The sequence below is a fragment of the Flavobacterium olei genome, assembly GCF_039749035.1.
GTDB classification, from domain to species: domain Bacteria; phylum Bacteroidota; class Bacteroidia; order Flavobacteriales; family Flavobacteriaceae; genus Flavobacterium; species Flavobacterium olei.
Genome location: NZ_JBDKWC010000002.1, coordinates 102871 through 122480, shown reverse-complemented (window position 1 = coordinate 122480; position 19610 = coordinate 102871). Strand labels below are relative to the sequence as shown.

Annotated in this window: 19 protein-coding genes; 13 read left to right on the top strand and 6 right to left on the bottom strand. The window is 34.3% G+C overall.

The features are described 5' to 3' along the window. Positions 1-8: 8 nt before the first annotated feature. The 3 genes from ABEB31_RS04470 to ABEB31_RS04460 all read right to left on the bottom strand — a co-directional run bounded on the left by ABEB31_RS04470 (position 9) and on the right by ABEB31_RS04460 (position 1809). On the bottom strand, positions 9-491 hold the full coding sequence (locus ABEB31_RS04470; RefSeq protein WP_347050146.1) for a YybH family protein: 483 nt from the start codon (positions 489-491) through the stop codon (positions 9-11). A gap of 147 nt (positions 492-638) precedes the next feature. Next, positions 639-1217, bottom strand: a complete 579-nt coding sequence (locus tag ABEB31_RS04465) for a hypothetical protein (RefSeq protein ID WP_347050144.1) — start codon at positions 1215-1217, stop codon at positions 639-641. 52 nt (positions 1218-1269) lie between these two features. Continuing rightward, positions 1270-1809: a hypothetical protein gene (locus ABEB31_RS04460; protein ID WP_347050143.1), complete on the bottom strand. Its 540-nt coding sequence runs from the start codon at positions 1807-1809 to the stop codon at positions 1270-1272. Between the two features lie 205 nt (positions 1810-2014). On the opposite strand from ABEB31_RS04460, the gene ABEB31_RS04455 reads away from it, so the two are divergent. Together ABEB31_RS04455 and ABEB31_RS04450 are read left to right on the top strand one after the other, a co-directional pair. Continuing rightward, the gene (locus ABEB31_RS04455) at positions 2015-2722 is read left to right on the top strand and encodes a LytR/AlgR family response regulator transcription factor (protein WP_347050142.1); all 708 of its coding nucleotides are present in this window, start codon (positions 2015-2017) and stop codon (positions 2720-2722) included. Next, positions 2719-4794 (top strand): ATP-binding protein, encoded by a 2076-nt coding sequence (locus ABEB31_RS04450; RefSeq protein ID WP_347050141.1) that lies wholly within the window; start codon positions 2719-2721, stop codon positions 4792-4794. Before ABEB31_RS04455 ends, ABEB31_RS04450 begins: the two co-directional genes overlap by 4 nt. A 181-nt stretch (positions 4795-4975) precedes the next feature. On the opposite strand, the gene trxA is transcribed toward ABEB31_RS04450, so the two are convergent. Next, positions 4976-5293: a thioredoxin gene (gene trxA / locus ABEB31_RS04445; RefSeq protein WP_008466289.1), complete on the bottom strand. Its 318-nt coding sequence runs from the start codon at positions 5291-5293 to the stop codon at positions 4976-4978. A gap of 243 nt (positions 5294-5536) precedes the next feature. On the opposite strand from trxA, the gene ABEB31_RS04440 reads away from it, so the two are divergent. The 5 genes from ABEB31_RS04440 (at position 5537) to ABEB31_RS04420 (ending at position 13434) form a co-directional block, all read left to right on the top strand. Beyond that, positions 5537-8002 carry an AsmA family protein gene (locus tag ABEB31_RS04440; RefSeq protein ID WP_347050140.1) on the top strand — a complete coding sequence of 822 codons (2466 nt, stop codon included), beginning with the start codon at positions 5537-5539 and terminating at the stop codon, positions 8000-8002. A gap of 204 nt (positions 8003-8206) precedes the next feature. Beyond that, positions 8207-9448, top strand: a complete 1242-nt coding sequence (locus ABEB31_RS04435; protein ID WP_347050139.1) for a DNA cytosine methyltransferase — start codon at positions 8207-8209, stop codon at positions 9446-9448. Then, positions 9436-11589, top strand: coding sequence for an ATP-binding protein (locus ABEB31_RS04430; RefSeq protein WP_347050138.1), 2154 nt, complete (start codon positions 9436-9438; stop codon positions 11587-11589). Before ABEB31_RS04435 ends, ABEB31_RS04430 begins: the two co-directional genes overlap by 13 nt. 5 nt (positions 11590-11594) lie before the next feature. Beyond that, the gene (locus ABEB31_RS04425) at positions 11595-12974 is read left to right on the top strand and encodes a hypothetical protein (protein ID WP_347050137.1); all 1380 of its coding nucleotides are present in this window, start codon (positions 11595-11597) and stop codon (positions 12972-12974) included. Between the two features lie 37 nt (positions 12975-13011). Next, on the top strand, positions 13012-13434 hold the full coding sequence (locus ABEB31_RS04420; RefSeq protein WP_347050136.1) for a very short patch repair endonuclease: 423 nt from the start codon (positions 13012-13014) through the stop codon (positions 13432-13434). Positions 13435-13478: 44 nt separating this feature from the next. On the opposite strand, the gene ABEB31_RS04415 is transcribed toward ABEB31_RS04420, so the two are convergent. After that, on the bottom strand, positions 13479-13712 hold the full coding sequence (locus ABEB31_RS04415) for a hypothetical protein (RefSeq protein ID WP_347050134.1): 234 nt from the start codon (positions 13710-13712) through the stop codon (positions 13479-13481). Positions 13713-14054: 342 nt separating this feature from the next. On the opposite strand from ABEB31_RS04415, the gene ABEB31_RS04410 reads away from it, so the two are divergent. Further along, positions 14055-14369 carry an HPF/RaiA family ribosome-associated protein gene (locus ABEB31_RS04410; RefSeq protein WP_347050133.1) on the top strand — a complete coding sequence of 105 codons (315 nt, stop codon included), beginning with the start codon at positions 14055-14057 and terminating at the stop codon, positions 14367-14369. Between the two features lie 112 nt (positions 14370-14481). Here ABEB31_RS04410 and ABEB31_RS04405 read toward each other — a convergent pair whose 3' ends face one another. Then, positions 14482-15147, bottom strand: a complete 666-nt coding sequence (locus ABEB31_RS04405; RefSeq protein ID WP_347050132.1) for a hypothetical protein — start codon at positions 15145-15147, stop codon at positions 14482-14484. Positions 15148-15406: 259 nt separating this feature from the next. On the opposite strand from ABEB31_RS04405, the gene ABEB31_RS04400 reads away from it, so the two are divergent. From ABEB31_RS04400 to ABEB31_RS04380, 5 genes are all read left to right on the top strand, one after another. Next, on the top strand, positions 15407-15895 hold the full coding sequence (locus ABEB31_RS04400) for a nuclear transport factor 2 family protein (protein ID WP_347050131.1): 489 nt from the start codon (positions 15407-15409) through the stop codon (positions 15893-15895). A gap of 261 nt (positions 15896-16156) precedes the next feature. After that, positions 16157-17542: an ammonium transporter gene (locus ABEB31_RS04395; RefSeq protein ID WP_347050130.1), complete on the top strand. Its 1386-nt coding sequence runs from the start codon at positions 16157-16159 to the stop codon at positions 17540-17542. Between the two features lie 195 nt (positions 17543-17737). After that, positions 17738-18415, top strand: coding sequence for a tRNA (guanosine(46)-N7)-methyltransferase TrmB (gene trmB, locus ABEB31_RS04390; RefSeq protein ID WP_347050762.1), 678 nt, complete (start codon positions 17738-17740; stop codon positions 18413-18415). A gap of 42 nt (positions 18416-18457) precedes the next feature. Next, a complete protein-coding gene (locus tag ABEB31_RS04385) occupies positions 18458-19096 on the top strand; it encodes a LysE family transporter (protein WP_347050129.1) in 639 nt (212 codons plus the stop codon). Positions 19097-19176: 80 nt separating this feature from the next. Then, positions 19177-19503 (top strand): MGMT family protein, encoded by a 327-nt coding sequence (locus ABEB31_RS04380; RefSeq protein WP_347050128.1) that lies wholly within the window; start codon positions 19177-19179, stop codon positions 19501-19503. Positions 19504-19610: the final 107 nt, after the last annotated feature.

Below are 19610 nucleotides of genomic sequence, written 5' to 3'. Positions count from 1 at the left end.
CTAAATTGTTATTTTCCGGGAGGTACATTTACCTGTGTTACCTGCATACTGGTAATTTCCCATTTATTCTTGTTGCTTTTTTCAAAAATTGCAGTTATAAATTTAGTGCTCACCGTACCTTTCTTCACCATTCCGCCGGGAACGGCATAATCTTCTTTAGCAGTTAGTGTTTCTTTTATATGTGCAAAAGCAGCATTTTTAGAAAGCATTTTAGAATCTAAAAATTCAAATTTCACCATAGTCGGCTTAATACAGCACTCGTTTATATGAGAGAATTCGGTAATGATATTTTCTCTTCCCTTCCAGTACATTCCTAAGAAGTTTATAAGTGTCGCGTCATCGCTGAATACACTTGAAAATGCTTTCATATCATTTTTATTCCAGTCTGTTTCCTGCTGTTGAATGATCTCTTTTAAATCCTGCCCGGGATCTTGCGCAAAACTCCCTATTGAATTGCATATCATGATAATTAATAAATATAATACTTTCATAACTAATATTTTAAGTGGTTTTACTATTATTTCAAATATACTCCAATGCTTGTACTGTATTCTGAGATAAAAAAGTTTGGAACAAAAAAGGCCTGACGATTGTCAAACCTTTTTCTTTACTAATTCAAAGCTATCCAAAAAAAAGAATTATTCTGTTTGTTGAAAATCGAAGCTTAAGTCTCCTGCATTATAGCTGGAAGAAACAGTAGTTGGGAAAGTTTGTGCGGTACCACCAATCCATCTGTATTCATTGAAAGTAATATTTCCAGCCACAATTGGGTATACAGCGTTTGATTTATCGACCTTGTTCTTGTTGTACCAGTCATTAGAATTCATGGTAATCATGTACTTTTTGTCCTTGTCAAGCGCCAGTTCGTTTATTTCTTTAGTGACTACGGCATCTGCTGCTACCACGTTTACTGTTTCTGAACGTAATACCGCTTTACTGGCATAATCCCAGATTGTTACACGAACCGCAGGGTTTACAGCTGGCAGTTTGAGTGTAATGGCTTTTATTTTTCCTTTTACGGTTGGTGTAAAAACCAGACCAAACTCATAATCGCCGGAATTGATGAAATTTGTAGAAGTATTGAAACCTGTTGCTGTATAATAAGCCTCGAGCGGATTTTCTGTTTTAAATTTTGGGGCATCATCTTTATCGCTGCTGCATGAAATGGCTAAAGCGGCAGTTATTAAAAGGGTAAAAATGGTTTTCAAAGTTTTCATGATATTAATTTTTGATTTAGTTATTTTAAATTGAATTGTGATGGTTTAGAAATTAAGGTTTGATATTAAAACGGGCACAAACTTCTTCGTAACTCATTTTAGAATAATCCGGCTTTGCCGTTTTTGAAGTTGTTGCTGCAACACCGCCAGGAATTAAGATATATCTCCAGTTAAGCGTCGTAGGAAGTCCAACAGTGGTTCCGTCTGCTGCATGTTTAAATCGGAACAGTTTAATTTTCTGTAAAGCTGGAATGGCAGTAATTGTGTTCACAAATCCACCTGCTGTTGAGGTGTAAGGCAATGGATTAGTACCACCGCCAAATGACATATAAACGAGTATAGTTCCTTTTGCTAAAATATCTGCCGACAGTTCCGGAGCATTTATAGACGTTGATAGTCCGGAAGTTCCATCTATAGTTTCTGCCGCTGCAGTAGGAGCTGTCATCCAGGTGCTGTAAATAACATTTGCAGTTCCTGCGGGTCCTTGTGCACCGTCTACTCCGTTTATTCCATCGGTTCCGTCATCGCTGCTGCATGAAATTACAGAAATGGACAGTAAAAAAATTGTAATAATGGTTTTGAAATTTTTCATAATAATTTTAGTTGTAAAAATTTGGTCAAACGCTTCTTTTTTAATTCAATAGCTTTATTTTTGCAACAATCGTCAAGGTTTTTTTTTGCTTGTGATTGAATTACAGGACAAAGTTGCCGTATTAAATTCTGCTAAAAAACCGCTAATAGACGAACAGCATTTTAAATAGACAGACGACTGATTTTTTGTTGTAAAAGCCAATTGGATGATGAAAAAATACTCTTGTATTATTGTTGATGATGACGAAATAGACCGACTTACGGCAGTTTCTTATGCTAAGAAGTTTCCTGTTTTGGAGATTTTAGGCGTTTTTGAATCGGCTGAGGAAGCTGTTCCTTTTTTAGAAAAAGAAAAGATCGACATCTTATTTCTGGATATCGACATGCCGGGTCTTAACGGAATTGACTTTAGGAAAAAAGCGCTCGAAGTTCCGGTTTGCGTCTTTATTACCGCTCATCCCGAACATGCCGTAGAGAGTTTTCAGATTGAAACGCTGGATTTTATTGTAAAACCTTTGAAACTGGAACGCTTTACACAAACCATAAACCGTATTGAAGAATTTATGGAAATCAAAATCAAGGCGTCTCTTTTTGAAGCGAGTATTGGCGGCGATACGATTTATATAAAAGAAGGACACGAACAAACCAAAGTAAAACTGCACGAAATTCTCTATCTCGAAGCACTAAAGGATTATACTCTGGTAATTACAGAAAAGAAAAGACATTGTGTGTTGTCAAGCATTGGGAATTTATTGAAAGAAGAACATTTTCAGTCCTTTGTGCGCGTTCACAGAAGTTATGCCGTACAGAAACAATATATTCAGAAGATTAATTCTAACGAAATTATTTTGAATAATAATGTCATAATTCCCATTGGAAGAAGTTACAAAGAGAATCTAAATCTGATGGCATGAGAAGTATAAAGGTGCTGCTTTTACTTTTTTTTTCGCTGAATGCTTTTTCACAGCAGGAACCTAATTTAGCACGCTATAAAACAAGGGACGAAAAACTAAAAATATGGCTCCGGTATACAAATGCACTTTTAGAAAAAGAAGATTATCCCCAATTAATAATTGCAGCCAGCAAAGGAATTGAGATTGCTCAAAACCACAATGCCTATGTGAGCCGGTTTTACATTCAGAAAGGGCTTGGGTACGAATTCAGCAACAATCAGTATAAAAAAGCGCTGGATAATTATGAAGAAGCGTGGAAATATGCGAGAAAAGCCAATCATCTTAAGAATCTCACCACTACTTTAATGCGTTTAAACTATGTTTATTATTCTGTTCAGGATACGGCAAAAGGTAAGTTTTTAGCGCAGCATATCAAACAAATTTTAGACACTACAAAAAACAATTATACCAAAGCTGTTTTAAACGGAAGTCTCGCAGAATATTATCAGAACAATGCAGAGTACGAAACCTTCATTCAGTATCAGTTAAAGGCGATTTCGTATAAAAAGCTTCTTAAAAAAACCAAAGTAAACGAAGAAAACATAGGCATTTCTTACCTTCAGATTGGCAGCGCTTACACCAAAATGAAACAATACGATAAAGCTATTGAATATTTTAATCAGGCCAAACCGTATGTAAAAAATTCGCCATACGTAAGCGCTTTTATATGCAACTATTACCTGCACAGCTATGTTGCGCTGAAGGAAAAAGACAGCGTTCAAAAATATTACAACTTAGTTTATACTTATCCTACCGCAAAAGATTCTCTTTTTATCAACTTAAGTTTTGCAAACCGAAGCATGGCAGAACATTGCACTAATCTGGGCAAATTGGATAAGGCGTATCACTATGCAAAAAAATCGGTTTTGTTTGCGCAGAAATCGAATGACGAAGATATTATAATGGAAGCCAATACCATTTTGGGAAAGGTTCTGAACGAAAAAGGAGATCATAAAAAAGCAATAGAAATACTTAAAAAAGCTTCAGAAAAAGCACTGAAATTTGACAAGGAATCGTTTATCACCATTAATAAAAAGCTGTCTGAAAGTTATGCCGCGCTCGGACAATGGAAAGAAGCTTTTTATTATAACGAAATCTACAGCAAAAACAACGACGAAATGATGGCGCAGTCTGCCAGGAAAAGTATTGCCAATGCCGAAGCCAGATTTCAGAACAAAACCAAAGCGCAGGAAATCAAGACTCTTTCGACAGAAAATGAAATGCAGAATATTCAGATTGAAGATGCGAGAAGACAACGCCTTTTATTAACCGGCGGAATTATTCTGGTTTTCATTATCGGATTGTTGTTACTAAGACAAAGTCAGATTAGAAAAAAGACGAATTTAAAACTTCAGGCCCTGAATCAGGAATTGGATGAGGCCAATAAAATTAAAGCGAGGTTTTTTAGTATTCTGAATCATGATTTGAGAAGTCCAGTTTCGAATCTGATTCATTTTCTGCATCTTCAGAAAGAAAATCCGGAATTAATAGATGAAGAAACGGCCCTCCGGATGCAAACCAAAATTACAACCGGAGCCGAAAATTTACTGGATTCTATGGAAGACATTCTCCTTTGGAGCAAAGGACAAATGGAAAACTTTAAACCTCATCTGAAAAAAACGGCTGTTTCAACCATATTCGAAGAAACCCAAAAACATTTTGCCAGTGCAGAAAACATCGAGATGATCTTTGAAAATCCCAATAATCTCATTTTACAAACAGATAAAAATTATTTGAAAACCATTACCCGAAACCTGACAGGAAACGCAATAAAAGCTTTAGACAAAACTCCAAATGCCCAAATTATCTGGAAAGCCTGGCAGGAAAACGGTAAAAATTTTCTCTCTATAACCGACAATGGCCCGGGCGGAACTCAGGAAAAATTCAAAGCCTTATATGATGAATCTGAGGTAATCGGAATCAAATCTGGTCTGGGTCTGCATTTAATCCGCGATCTGGCAAATGCCATAAATTGTAAAATAGAGGTCTGCTCCAAACCCAATGCGGGCGCCACTTTTACTCTGATATTTTAAATGAAGTTTGCCACTAATTTAATTCGAAACAGAAAATTCGTGAAATTGAAATTATTAATAAAGAAATTGGTGCCAATTTGTGAATTCGTGGCAAAAAACTTTTAATCTGTGGCAAATAAGACAAATAAAAAAGGCCTGACTTTCGTCAAACCTTTTTTATATCAATTGCAATCGAGGTCGATTACAACAAAGCGTCTAAGCTGTCAGCGTAAGCTTGTTTCGGAGCAACTCCTACTTGTTTACCTACTACTTCACCATTTTGGAAAACCAAAACAGTTGGTATGTTACGCACACCGTATTTTGCAGCAAATTCCTGGTTAGCATCTACATCTACTTTACCAACAACTACTTTACCAGCGTACTCTTCGCTTAATTGGTCAATGATTGGACCAACCATTCTACAAGGACCACACCATGCTGCCCAAAAATCTACCATTACAGGTTTATCTGATTTTAAAACTACTTCATCAAAAGTAGCATCTGTTATTGCTAATGCCATAATATATTAAGATTAAATTATGTCTGAATGTCTTAATTTTCAAACTACAGTACAAATTTAAAAATTTAAAACCAATCAGACACCATTACTAAATTAGTTTTCATTATAAATGTATTGTCATTAATTATATACTGTCAGAATACATTTTGTCTGTTTCATAAAGTTCGTATTAATTTGAATATCAAAAATTTAAATTAAAGTTAAATTTTTACACTATCTTTAATGTATCAAATTTAACCCGTTATGCAGCAAACTTTACACCAATTAAAGGTCTTTTTTCGATCTGAGCGTTTTAAAAAATATGCCAGACGTTTTGGATTTTTTATTGTCGGTGTCTGCTGTTTATTACTTTTTGCCTACGGTGCTTTGTCGGTTTATTTCAATCAAAATAAAACAGAAATAATTGCAAAAGTCAATCATAAAATCAATGAGGGCATTAACGGAAAATTTCATGTAAAAGATTTTCATTATAAGTTTCTAACCGGTTTTCCTAATTTCACTTTAGCCCTGAGCGATGTCGAACTCAAAGACAATCAATGGAATTCGCACAAACATACCTTACTGAAAGCTACAGAAATTGAGGTACGATTGAATATCTGGAGCTTAATACAAAAGGAAGTAAGCATTCATAAAATTGTAATAAGCGATGCGGCTATTAACATCTACAAAGCAGCAAACGGATATTCTAACACCAATATTTTTAAACCTAAAAAGAAAAAAACCGCCACCGATAAAGAAAAGCCTGAAACTACAATTGACGAAGTACTTCTGGAAAATGTGCATGTTACGATCGATAACCAGCTTGGACATAAATTGTTTGATTTTGCTGTAGAAAGTTTAAAATCGAAAGTCGATTATGAAGACGAAAACTGGCAAACCAATTTGTTTCTGAAAACTAAAATAAACAGTCTGGCTTTTAATACCGTTCACGGAAGTTTTGCCAAAGCGAAAGTGTTACAGGGAAATTTTGCTATTTCTTATAACTCCGACAAAGAAAAAATTGACATTGAAACCAAACATCTTAAAATTGGAGATGATGCTTTCGATATTGTAGCCTTTTTTAATATTGGCAAAAAAAATTCCCTTTTCGGAATCAATATCGCAACCGACATTTTATGGCAGAATGCATCCAATTTATTATCGTCTAATATCAGTTCCAAGCTTAATCAGTTTGGTTTAAAAAAGCCTATAAAAGTAAATTGTGATATAAGAGGCGATTTAAATGTAGAAGGAGATCCTAAAATTGTGGTTCAGGCAGACATTAGAAATAACGAATTAACGATTCCCGACGGATTATTTACCAATTGTACTTTTAAAGGTATTTTTACCAATAACTTCAAAACCCCCGACGGATTTAGCGATGCCAATTCGGCGGTAATTCTAACCAATTTTAAAGCTGATTATGAAAATATTCCGCTGGAAATTCCGCAGGCTGCTATTAATAATCTTGAAAAACCGATTGCAACCGGAATTTTAAATTCGGATTTTGATGTCTCGAAACTCAACGGGATGACCAACGAGAAAATTCTTCATTTTGAAAGTGGTCATGCCAAAGCCAATTTAAAATTTCAGTTTGATATTGTGGACTTATACATCAATAAACCGCATTTTATTGGTGAAGTCGATGTCGATAAAACTACTTTTGAGTATCTGCCGAAAAATATCCGCGCAGAAAATACCGATGTAAAACTTTCTTTTACAGAACAGGCGCTTTATATAAAAAAGATTGCCTACAAACACAAAAACAACATCATTCGCATTGATGGAAAAATTGATAATTTCCTGAATCTCTATTACGACGCGCCCGAAAAAATGGTTGTTAACTGGAATATTTATTGTCCAAATATCGATGTGAAACAGTTTTTAGGCGTTTTAAAAACCAATTCGGCGGCCAAAACAGCACAGAAAAAACCGGCTAAAAGGAATGTCAATTTCTCCAATCAGCTCAAATTGGTTATAGATAAATGTACCGCCGTGATCAATCTGAAAGCAGATAAAATTACGTACGGCGCCATGACCGCAACCAATACCAAAGCCACATTGCAAATGCTGAATTCTAAGCTTTTGCTAAAAAACGGAACGCTGCAAACCTCTGGCGGAAGTATTACTTTTAATGGTGCGATAGAACCCAAAGCCAATTATTACATTTTTAGTTCGACAGCGCAGGTGAACCGTGTAGATATTGCAAGTTTTCTCAAATCTTTCAATAATTTTGGAATCAAATCTTTCAGTCCCAAAAACATCAAGGGCCGACTTAGCAGCAACGCTAATGTAACGGGTTTTATGAGCGGCAAAGGCGACTTGATCGTGAACTCCATGCGAGGAAAACTGACTTTTAATGTCAATCAGGGCGCGTTACTCAATTTTGAACCGATTATGAAAGTCGGGAAGTTTGCTTTTCCGCTTCGCGATGTCGAGAATATTACTTTCAGCGATTTGTCGGGCGATTTAAATTTGCGTGGCGAACAGGTCGACATTAATAAATTAACGATTAGCTCCAGTGTTTTAAATTTTGATATAAGCGGCATCTATTCTTTCGGCCGCGGCACCAATCTCGCGCTTACTGTCCCGCTTAGAAATTCTAAAAATGATGCCGAACTCGAAAAAGAAGAACGCAAAGCCGTTCGCGAACGCGGCATTGTCCTGCATTTGATCGCTTATGATAATGAAGGAAAAATGAAGATTAAGTGGGGGAAGAAGAATAAATAAATCCCGTATTTATTACGCAGTGATAGTTTTTTGCTTATTATTAATCTTGTATAAGATATAATTCATTTATTACGGTTTTCCATAATATATAATTACTTAATTAAAGTATATTTGTTTTTATATTATTATAATTTTTTATTTTTGTAAGAAATTATCCGATTAATATATTGCGAATGCTAACGAAAGCATTCGAATTAAATATTTATGAATAATTCAATTATGGAAAACAATCTCAATTTTATTGATTTATTTGCCGGGGCATCTGGTATGTCTGAAGGATTTATCAAAGCAGGATTTAATCCAGTTTCTCATATTGAGATGAATCCCGAAGCTTGTTTAACTATAAAAACCAGAGCTGCATATCATTATTTAAAATCAAAAAACAATCTTGATTTATATTACAATTACATAAAAGGTGAGATCACACAAGAAGCTTTTTATAATGAAATTCCAAATAAAATTCTTTCTTCTGTTATAAATATTGAAATAAATGACGATACAATTTCCGGGCTTTTTGAAAAAATAAAGCAATCAGGAAAAAAGATCGACTTAATAATTGGAGGTCCTCCATGTCAGGCTTATTCATTAATGAGAAGACACCAGGATAAAATTGAAGAAGATCCAAGAAATAAATTATATATCCAATATGGAAGATTTCTTAAACAATTTAAGCCAAAAGCATTTGTTTTTGAAAATGTTCCAGGATTGCTAAGTGCAAGTAAAGGAGAACATTTTAAAAATCTGAAAGCTTATTTCAGAAGAATTGGTTACGAAGTTTATCATGAAACTTTAACAGCCTCTGATTACGGCGTTTTACAAGCTCGCAAAAGAATAATTATTGTAGGTTGGAAAAAAGAAAATGATTTTGGATATCCGGAATTTGAAAAAATAATTCAGCAGTACAAAGTAAATGACGCTTTTCAGGATTTACCAAAATTAAAACCTGGAGAAGGATACAAAACAGTAAAATATACGCAAACAAAAAACGAATATCTTGAAAAATTTGAATTGCGAAATGGTGTCGATTTTGTTACACAACATATTTCGAGACCTCATAATTCAAGAGATTTAGCTATTTACAAAACCGCAATTCAAAAATGGAATAAAGGAAAAGAGAGATTATCTTATCCTGATTTGCCTGAAGAATTAAAAACACATAAAAATGAAACTTCGTTTATTGATCGTTATAAAGTAGTTGATGGTTTAGGTGTTTCTCATACGGTTGTTGCTCATATTGCGAAAGATGGGCATCATTATATTCATCCTGATGAAAAACAGTGTCGTTCAATTTCTGTTCGCGAAGCCGCAAGATTGCAATCTTTTCCTGACGATTTTTATTTTGAAGGTTCTCGTTCTGCAGCGTTTAAACAAATTGGCAATGCTGTCCCTCCTTTAATGGCGAATGCAATTGCTAAAAAAATGAAAGAATTATTATGCCAGATTTAATCGAAAATAATGACAAACAATCTTTGGTGAGTTTTAAACCCAGAGCTCGTTTACTTATTCAATTGGGCGATCAACTTATTAAAAATGAAAGTATTGCTTTAGTTGAATTAGTTAAAAATTCATATGATGCTGATGCAAACGTTGTTAATATATACATGGAAAATGCAGAAGATCAAGATATAGGAATAATTATTATTGAAGATGATGGTTTTGGTATGAGTCCTGAAATTGTTGAAAATGTATGGCTTGAACCTGGGGCAGATTTTAAAAGCAAACAAATTAAAGAAGAGAGAACATCTCCAAAATATAGTCGATCTCCGATTGGTGAGAAAGGAATTGGTCGTTTTGGAGTTCATAAATTAGGAAATATCATCGAATTAACAACAAAAGCTGATGGTTTTAATGAAGTATATGTAAAAATAAACTGGGAAGATTTCAATAATTATAAGTATTTAAATGAAGTTCCGATTAATATCATTGAGAGATCAATACCAAAACATTTTAAAAATGGTAAAACAGGAACTAATATTATTATTAGTAAACTACGAAAGAAATGGGAGAGAGGAATTGCGCGAGAAGTTAAACGCTCTATCACCGCATTGGCTTCACCTTTCAAAAACGATGATTCGTTCTTACCTACTTTTGATGTTTTAGATAAGCCTGGTTGGTTTGATGGTTTATTAAAATGGGAGGATGTTAAAGATTTCTCATTGTTCAAATTTAAAATAACAATGGAAAATAGCTCAATAACTGATTTCGAATATTCTTTCATGCCTTGGCCCACGATGACTAAACTTAATGAGAGACATATCAAAATTAATGACGATTTAATCAAGACATTCAAAACTTTAAAATATAAAAATGATAAAGGAAAAGATGAATCTTTTTCTCTTTCAAATTATGATATAGGAAAAGTAATATTTGAAGGATATGTTTTTGATCAAGATCCATTTTTATTAAAAATGGGTGTTTCAGACAAAGTTGGTTTCAAAAAATATTTAAAATCAAATGGAGGTGTTAAAGTTTTCCGTGATGGTTTGCGAGTTTATGATTACGGTGAACCTGAAAATGATTGGCTAAATTTAGATTTTAGAAGATTCCAACAACCTACCAAAGCAATTAGTAATAACTTAATATTAGGAGCGGTTTATCTTGAAAGAAAAAGTAGTTCTGATTTAGTTGAGAAAACAAATAGGGAAGGTTTTGTAGAAAATGATGCTTATAAATTTTTCAGGAATTCTGTTTTACATTCACTAGAAATAGTTGAAACATTAAGACTTTCAGATAAAAAAAAATTAAAAGAAATATATGGAGCTACCCCAAAATCAGCTCCTTTAGCATCCACACTAAGCGAAGCGAAAAATTATGTTGAATTAAATATAAAGGATACCGGTGTAAAAAAACAGATTATCAAATATCTAGATAAAATTGAAAGTGATTATAAAAAGATTAGTGAAAATTTACTTAAAGCTGCTGGAGCTGGATTAAGCATGTCAGTTGTTGTTCATGAAGTTGAAAAAATTCTATTTGAAATAGAAAAAGTTTTGAAAAGCGAAAAAACTTCAAATAGAGCGTTGCAATTAGTAACTCATTTATCATCATTAATAGATGGATATGCAGAGATAATAAGAAAATCTAGTCAAACATCAGAAAACATTTCTCAAATTCTTGATCAAGCTCTTTTTAATACTGAATATCGACTTATGTCTCACAAAATTGAGACTGTAAAACAGTATAAAACATATAGAGGCACTAATAAAATTAAGATAGCAAAAAATCTACTTATTGGAACTATAATGAACATCATAGACAATGCAATTTATTGGCTAGACCAACAGTCTTTTGTTTCAATAGAAAAAAATGAATCTTTCATAAAAAAAGTTTTTATTGATATAAGAGAAGAAGAAAAATTCTTAAATCTTATTATTGCAGATAATGGTACTGGTTTTTTAATCCCTACTGACGACATTACAGAACCATTTGTTTCTGCAAAACCAGGTGGTATGGGATTGGGGTTACATATAGCAAGTGAAATCATGGAAGCTAACAATGGAAGATTATATTTTCCTAATGAAGGAGATTTTGAAATCCCTAGTGAATTTAAAAAAGGAGCGATAGTTGTTTTAGCATTTAAAAAATAAAATTTATGAATTTACCAATTAATGGAAGAATTGCTATAATTGATGATCAAATTAAACATGCATTGCCTCTTATACAGGTTCTTTCAAAAAACAGATTACCACATTCGTACTATTCTGGAGACTTGCTTTTTCTTCCTAATGAAGATATTGATAAGGATAATGATGTTAGATTATTATTTCTCGACATTAATTTAATCGATAATGGAGAACATGAAAATAAGGTTTTAAAATCAAGGTTAATTCCTGTTATAAATAGAGTTATATCTGAAAATAATTATCCTTACATAATAGTCTATTGGAGTAGACATGAACATCATAAGGCTTTAATAGAAGATGATATCTTTACAAATGAGTTGGTTAGAAAAAAGCCTATTGGGTATATTTCTGCAGATAAATCTAGTTTCTTTGATCTTGAAGGAAATAATTCAGAAGATTTTGACGACAAAATAGAAGAATTATTTACAAATATAAATACCAAATTTGAAGATTACAAATCGTACCAAATCTTATTAGAATGGGAAAATCAAGTTCATAATTCTGCGGATAAAACTTTACAAAATATATTTTCTCCATACCATCAATTCGAAAATTGGACAAACAATAGTAATTATATAATTAATAAATTAGGAAAGGCTTATTTAGGAAACTATTTTGAAGGTTCAAATCCAGAAGATAAAATAAAAGCTAGTCTTGTTTCATTTAATTCAATATTCAAAGATACAGTTGAAAATAATGTTTACAATCTAAAAATTGAAAGTCCTGTGGACTTAGTTTACACAAATGATGAAACTAACAAAGATTTGATAATTTCAACAATAAATGAAAAACTAAATTTAAGTAAAGACATTAAATCACTTTCCGAATCAGGAAATATTATTTTGTATAATGAAAAAGAAGAGATATTTAGTGCTCTGCTGCATAGGTTATTTTCATTATTCAAAATAAAAAGCAGTATTAAGGAAAAAAGTGAGGAAGAAATCGATGAGGCAATTTTAAAGAAAATTGCTGATACGGAATTCAAAACAATAAGAAGAGACATAAAAAAATCTTGGAAAAAGATCTCAGTAGTAGTTACTCCTGTATGTGATTTTGTTCAAAAAAACAATAATATATATGATAGGGTAGTTAAAGGGGTTTTAATTCCTAAAGATTATCAACAATATATTGATGATAAATCAGAAGCAATTTTTATTTGTCCATTTTCAATTAATTACGATAATATTGACTTTGTTTTAGTTTTAGATTTTAGGTACTTTATTACAACAGAGCTTGCAAAGGAAAATAATATTAGTCCAATCTATAGAATTAGACAAGAATTATTAGCTGAAATACAATCTAGACTAGCTAGGCATATTAATAGGCAAGGAATTTTATTTTTGGATTAAATTTGTAAAACATCTTAATTATAAATTTTAGAATCAAATGGACGTCCACAACCCAGAGCAACGCTCCAAAAATATGCGTGCCATCAAAAGCAGAGAAACTAAAGCCGAAATTGCTTTGGCAAAAGCTCTATGGAATCTGGGTTACAGATATCGTAAAAACAACAAAACCATTTTCGGCAAACCAGACTTAACTTTCAAAAAACTAAAAATCGCAATTTTTGTAGATTCAGAATTCTTTCACGGAAAAGACTGGGAAACCAGAAAGAAACCACAAACCAATGCAGAATTCTGGGTTAAAAAAATAGAAAGAAATATTCAGCGAGATATTGAAGTCAATGCGTATTTAGAATCTCAAAACTGGAAGATTTTACGTTTCTGGAGCAATGACATTAAAAAGAATTTAGACTCTGTTGTATTAGAAATCCAAACTGAAATAAACGAACGACAATCCTCAAAATAAAAAAGCCACTCCTTTACAAGTGGCTTTTCTCATTTCTAAAAAAATCACTCAACCTCCAAATATGGATCCAGAATCTCGGCCAATTTATTAAGCCAGTAAAAACTGTCTTCGAGATTGATAATCTCCGGTTTTAAGGTTTCATTTTCGCGCATAGCATTTAAAGCAAGTAAATAATTAACTTGTCGGATGGTTTTTGCCATACTTTTGGTGTCAATAGAATTACCAAAAAACTCCGTTAATCTTAGTTGGGTTTCTTGTAAAAGGGCGTTTGTACTCATAATCTTGAAATTTAGGAAATATAAAGCCCATGTGGGTTAGCTGTCCTACGTCTTCAAGAAAACGTTGCAGTTGTTTCCAATACTGCCAGCATACCACATGGGCAAAAAGTTTTATTGTTTTCATACTCTTGAATTTTAGGAAGTACAAAAATACGAAAACAAATCATATTTGTAAGATTTTTACTTTATTATATTAATAAAGCTTAAAAATAGTTTCTTCAAATCTAAAGTACAAAATTGACCTTTAAATAATTAAATTTTTCATAATCTTTCCTTAACTCGCTTGTCTTTTCTAATCAAAAAAGATAGCTTTGAGAAACAATCATTAAATTATGAACCATTATGAAAGTACAAATCAACACTGACAAAAATATTGAAGGAAGCGCAAGATTAGAAAGTTATTTTTCTGCCGAAATTGAAAAAAGCTTAGATCGTTTTGAAGATAAAATTACCCGCGTAGAGGTACATTTTGGAGATGAAAACGGAGAAAAATTCAGTCTGAACGACAAAAGATGTGTCATCGAAGTGCGTCCCGTAAAATTACAGCCTATTACGGTTACAGAACATTCAGATACCTTAGAAAAAGCTTTTAGCGGCGCTTTGGCAAAAGCCAAAAAGTCCCTGACTACCACTTTTGAAAAAATTAAAGAACATTAAAAAGAGGTTCAGAGGCGCAAAGGGACAAAGGTTCAGAGAAAACTCATAATCTTTGTCCCTTTGTTTTTCTATTCTTTGTCCCTTTGTCCCTTTGCTCCTTTGTTCCTTTTTTTTAAGATTTCGGAAGAGGTGCTCCAACGGCGATATCACATCGGTGTCCCGGTTTTCCGTGTGGCGGGTTCATTCCGTCTGCTACTTTATTTTCTGTTCCTTCTGTGCTCAACAACGCCGGAACCGGATTGGAAGCTGGCGGAGAAACAGTGAAATTCTGAGAAACCGAACCACTTTCTGCTGTATTTGTTGTAGTAACCTTTTTTGCTGCCGGAGAATTTAATGGCGCTCCAACCGGAATATCACATCTGTGCCCCGGCTGCCCGTGCGGCGGGTTCATTCCTTTTGCTGTTTTAACCTGCGTAGTCGTAGTCACCACTTGCTTCTGATTCGGATTTACCTGAACCGCCTGCCCTGCCGTTGCCGAAACTTGCCCTTGCTGTGCAGGGGCAGAATTTAAAGGAGCACCCACTGCAATATCGCAACGATGTCCCGGCTGTCCGTGTGCCGGATTTATTCCTTTTGTATCACCCAAAACTGTGTTTGGATTTGCCATCTGTGCCGTTGTCTGCGTTGCCGGAGCTGCTGCTTTTGTGCTGTCTTTTGCCAGTCCAAGTCTTACCAGTTCTGACGTTGCGGTGCTTTCCTGCGGTTCTAATTCCTTTTTACAGGAAACTAAAACTAAAGAAGAAACAACAATTGAGGTTATTAGGATTTTTGAATTCATCGATTTGGGTATTTTTAAAGCGCTCAAATATACTTGTTTTTTGAATTTAAACCATATAAGTAATGTAAGATAATTTAAGTTTAACTTTGATTAGGTTTGTCTTTTAGTCTCGCAAAGTCGCATTCCCAAGGCTTCGGGCGCAAAGAGTATAAAAACTTTGTGTCTCTGCAACTTTTCTAGAAACAACCCTATCTTTAATTAACTTATGCTACTTATATGGTAAAAAAAGTAATAACTTTAAACTTTTAATCTATATTTTATGAAAAAAATCACTTTACTTCTTTTATTTATCGGCGCTTTCGCGAATGCGCAAACCGACAAAAACAAAATTAATCAGACTCTGGACGCCTGGCACAAAGCTGCTGCAGAAGTTAAATTTGATGCCTATTTTGCTGCACTTGCAGATGATGCTATTTATATAGGAACCGATGCCACAGAAAACTGGACAAAACCGGCTTTTAAAATTTGGGCAAAACCTTATTTTGATAAAAAAACAACCTGGAGTTTTAAGGCTTTAGAACGTCATATCTTTTTTGATAAATCGGGAAAAATTGCCTGGTTTGATGAATTGTTAGACACACAAATGAAAATCTGCCGTGGATCGGGAGTTTTAGTAAAAGTGGGGAACGAATGGAAAATTCAGCATTATGTATTATCGATGACTGTTCCTAATGATGAGGTCGACGCTGTTACTAAAATAAAAGCACCAATCGAAGACGTTTTGATTTCTAAGCTTCAGAAAAAATAAACATTTTTACTATTTCTTATTATAAACATAACTTTTCTAGCACTTTATAAGAGTCATTGCTTAATTAATTTTAATAAATTCGTTAAAAACGGTGCTTTTTTCCAACTTTAGAATACCATACTGTCAAAAAAACAAGCTGTATTTTACAAAATCAATCAAAATAAAACACTAACCTCTATTTTAACAGCCTTCAAAACGAGAATCTTTATTTTTTTTTAACTTTGACCCCAAAAAAAATAGGGTTAAACAAAGTATTTTAAAATGAAAATAGAAAAACGCTGGATTATTTCCTTTATTATGATCAGTGTCGTTTGCACAATTGGTGCATTTTGGCCAACGGTAACAGAAAATAGTTATGTTTTATCAGAATTTGGAACAACCGACCATATTGTTCCTGCCGATGTTGCCTGGATGCTGACTTCGAGTTGCCTGGTTTTAATTATGACACCGGGATTGTCTTTCTTCTACGGCGGAATGGTAGGAAAGAAAAACGTTATTTCGACCATGCTGCAAAGTTTTATCTGTCTGGGCGTGGTAACGCTTTTATGGGTTGTGGTAGCCTTTAGCTTAGCTTTTGGAGAACCGGTTGGTTTTGGTTCCGGCGATCATTTTTACAGCTTTTTCGGAAACCCGATGACTTTTGCCTTTATGGATTATGTTGGCGTTTTGCCACATAAACAATTGGCCAACACGATTCCGTTTATGCTTTTTGCTTTGTTTCAGATGAAATTTGCCATCATTTGTCCGGCTATTATCACCGGTTCATTTGCAGAGCGTGTCCGTTTTATTTCCTATTTAGTTTTCATTAGTTTATTTACCATTTTCATATACGCTCCTTTGTGTCACGCCGTTTGGTATCCTACCGGAGTTTTAGGAAGTTATTTTGGCGTTAAGGATTTTGCGGGAGGAACTGTAGTACACATGAGTTCTGGTTTCGCTGCTTTGGCGGGAGTTATTGTTTTAGGAAAAAGAAAAAACAGCCAGCATATTCCAACTAATATTCCGTTTGTTTTATTAGGAACAGGAATGCTTTGGTTTGGCTGGTTCGGATTTAATGCCGGATCTGCGCTTGCCGCGAATGGTACAGCGGCAATGGCATTTGCAACCACCACTACTTCTTCGGCTGCAGCCATGTTAACCTGGATTTTCTTTGACCGGATGAACGGCAGAAAAGTTTCTGCGCTGGGCGCCTGTATAGGAGCTGTTGTTGGTCTGGTTGCGATTACGCCTGCTGCAGGATATATATCTGTCCCCGAAAGTATGTTTTTCGGATTTGTAACGGCTTTGGTTTCTAATACTGCTGTAAATTGTAAATACTCAAAAAGATTTGACGATACTCTAGACGTTTTTGCCTGTCACGGTGTGGGCGGAATTATGGGAATGATTCTGACTGCAGTTTTCGCTCACGGCGAAAATGCAAGCTTACTTCACGGCGGTTGGAGTGTTTTCGGACATCATATGATGGCACTGGTTCTGGTTTCTATCTTTACTTTCTTCGGAGCCTATTTCTTATTTAAAGTAACCAACTTTATTATTCCGTTAAGGGTTTCAGAAGAATCAGAACACATCGGACTGGATTTATCACAGCACGATGAAACACTCGATCCAAAATTATTAGCCGTTCCTGAAACACCGGAATATAACTAGATTTATGCCACGAATTACACGAATTTCCACAAATTATTTTAAAAACTCAGCTTTGCTGATGAGCGGTTTCAACTAAACTTAAAAAAAGAAAAATTCGTGTAAATTCGTGTAATTCGTGGCATAAAAATATAAACCTCATTTCTAAGCCAATTCATTCGTTTATATTCCTTAATTTTGCCGAAAATTTTTGTAAAAGTGGGAAGTAAAAATAAATTAAAAAGATTCAGAGAAAACGAAACATTTCAAAACGTTTTTCAACCAACGCGCGAAGAAGTTGTAGGCGATTTAATGCCTTTAAAAGGGAAGTGGAATTCTGATTTCTTTAAAAATGATAATCCATTAGTTTTAGAATTAGGATGTGGTAAAGGAGAATACTCTGTTGGATTAGCAGAAAAATACCCGGACAGAAATTTTATCGGAATCGATATTAAAGGGGCGCGTTTCTGGAGAGGTGCCAAAACCGCTGTAGAAAACGGACTCCATAATGTTGCTTTTGTGCGTACGCAAATCGAATTGATCAATCATATTTTTGCCGAAGGCGAAGTAGACGAAATCTGGATTACTTTCCCGGATCCGCAGATCAAATACAAAAGAACAAAACACAGGATGACCAATTCTGAATTTCTTCAGTTGTACAAAAAAATCCTTAAAAAAGACGGGGTTGTAAATCTTAAAACCGACAGCGAATTTATGCACGGTTATACCCTTGGATTGCTTCACGGAGAAGGACACGAAGTTTTATACGCCAACCATAATGTTTATAAAAATGAAGGAAGTCCGGAAGTTGTAACCGCTATTCAGACTTTCTACGAAAAACAATATTTAGAAATTAACAAGGCAATTACGTATATTCGTTTTAAAATTAAAGACTAATTTAATTTTAAAAACAAATTTTCCAATTCATTACAGTATTGAATGGCATTACTAACTCCACTACTTTCAGGCTTTGTGGCCGCTTTCATAGGTATTATTCCTCCGGGTTTAATCAACATGACGGCAGCCAAAATCAACATGAAAGAAGGAAAGAAAAATGCTTTATGGTTTGTAATTGGCGCTGTTTTGGTTATTCTTTTTCAGGTTTCGGTGGCAGTTTTATTTGCCCGCGTTATTGACAACAGACCCGATGTTTTAACCTTATTACGCGAAGTGGGATTCGTGATTTTTTCGATCCTGACGATTTATTTTCTTTTTATTGCAAAAGAACCTATCTCCAAAAAGAAATCCAAGATTAAAAAGAGCAGTAAAAAAAGCCGTTTCTTTTTAGGAATGCTTTTGTCCGGTTTAAACTTTTTTCCCATTCCGTACTACGTGGTTGTAAGTGTAACGCTCGCTTCATACCATCTTTTCGCATTCGAAAACAATGTGATTTTCACTTTTGTTTTTGGTTCTGTTTTAGGATCTTTTGCCGCGCTTTACAGTTATATCGCCTTCTTTGGCAGAATCGAAAAGAAAACAGATTACCTGATGCGAAATATGAACAAAATTATTGGAAGCATCACCGGATTAATTGCTATTCTGACTCTTTTCAATATCCTGAATTACTATTTCGGTTAGTATTTTCTCGGAGATGCTGCAGATTTGGCAGATTATTTTTTATTTTTAAATCTCTCTAATCCTCTTATTCCGAATAAATTATGCCTGAAGAAAACTTTTTTGAAAGAGTATATGTAATTGCAAGGCAAATTCCGTTTGGGAAAGTGACCTCTTATGGCGCGATTGCAAAAGCTTTGGGCGCAGGCCGTTCGGCGCGAATGGTAGGCTGGGCTATGAATGCCTGTCATAATATGGATGATATTCCGGCGCACAGAGTAGTCAACCAAAAAGGACTTTTGACCGGAAAACATCATTTTGACGGAACTAACTTAATGCAGCAGCTTTTGGAAAACGAAGGCATCAAAGTAGTCAATAACCAGATCGTAGATTTGGAAAAACATTTTTGGAAACCGGAGATTCAGGAATAATATTTTTTGAACGATATAAGTTATAACATGTTCAATTTAGTTTCCTGCAAGGTTTCCAAAACCTTGTAGGTTTGAGTTAACCACAACGCCTTTATACCTACAAGGTT

Excerpts from the sequence above, each read along its gene's own strand:
- ABEB31_RS04395 (WP_347050130.1), top strand. The coding sequence starts at position 16,157 with ATGAAAATAGAAAAACGCTGGATTATTTCCTTTATTATGATCAGTGTC.
- ABEB31_RS04425 (WP_347050137.1), top strand. The coding sequence starts at position 11,595 with ATGAATTTACCAATTAATGGAAGAATTGCTATAATTGATGATCAAATT.
- ABEB31_RS04440 (WP_347050140.1), top strand. The coding sequence starts at position 5,537 with ATGCAGCAAACTTTACACCAATTAAAGGTCTTTTTTCGATCTGAGCGT.
- ABEB31_RS04400 (WP_347050131.1), top strand. The coding sequence starts at position 15,407 with ATGAAAAAAATCACTTTACTTCTTTTATTTATCGGCGCTTTCGCGAAT.
- ABEB31_RS04380 (WP_347050128.1), top strand. The coding sequence starts at position 19,177 with ATGCCTGAAGAAAACTTTTTTGAAAGAGTATATGTAATTGCAAGGCAA.
- ABEB31_RS04470 (WP_347050146.1), bottom strand. The coding sequence starts at position 491 with ATGAAAGTATTATATTTATTAATTATCATGATATGCAATTCAATAGGG.
- ABEB31_RS04430 (WP_347050138.1), top strand. The coding sequence starts at position 9,436 with ATGCCAGATTTAATCGAAAATAATGACAAACAATCTTTGGTGAGTTTT.
- ABEB31_RS04415 (WP_347050134.1), bottom strand. The coding sequence starts at position 13,712 with ATGAGTACAAACGCCCTTTTACAAGAAACCCAACTAAGATTAACGGAG.
- ABEB31_RS04405 (WP_347050132.1), bottom strand. The coding sequence starts at position 15,147 with ATGAATTCAAAAATCCTAATAACCTCAATTGTTGTTTCTTCTTTAGTT.
- ABEB31_RS04450 (WP_347050141.1), top strand. The coding sequence starts at position 2,719 with ATGAGAAGTATAAAGGTGCTGCTTTTACTTTTTTTTTCGCTGAATGCT.
- ABEB31_RS04420 (WP_347050136.1), top strand. The coding sequence starts at position 13,012 with ATGGACGTCCACAACCCAGAGCAACGCTCCAAAAATATGCGTGCCATC.
- ABEB31_RS04455 (WP_347050142.1), top strand. The coding sequence starts at position 2,015 with ATGATGAAAAAATACTCTTGTATTATTGTTGATGATGACGAAATAGAC.
- trxA (WP_008466289.1), bottom strand. The coding sequence starts at position 5,293 with ATGGCATTAGCAATAACAGATGCTACTTTTGATGAAGTAGTTTTAAAA.
- ABEB31_RS04460 (WP_347050143.1), bottom strand. The coding sequence starts at position 1,809 with ATGAAAAATTTCAAAACCATTATTACAATTTTTTTACTGTCCATTTCT.
- ABEB31_RS04410 (WP_347050133.1), top strand. The coding sequence starts at position 14,055 with ATGAAAGTACAAATCAACACTGACAAAAATATTGAAGGAAGCGCAAGA.
- ABEB31_RS04435 (WP_347050139.1), top strand. The coding sequence starts at position 8,207 with ATGAATAATTCAATTATGGAAAACAATCTCAATTTTATTGATTTATTT.
- ABEB31_RS04385 (WP_347050129.1), top strand. The coding sequence starts at position 18,458 with ATGGCATTACTAACTCCACTACTTTCAGGCTTTGTGGCCGCTTTCATA.
- ABEB31_RS04465 (WP_347050144.1), bottom strand. The coding sequence starts at position 1,217 with ATGAAAACTTTGAAAACCATTTTTACCCTTTTAATAACTGCCGCTTTA.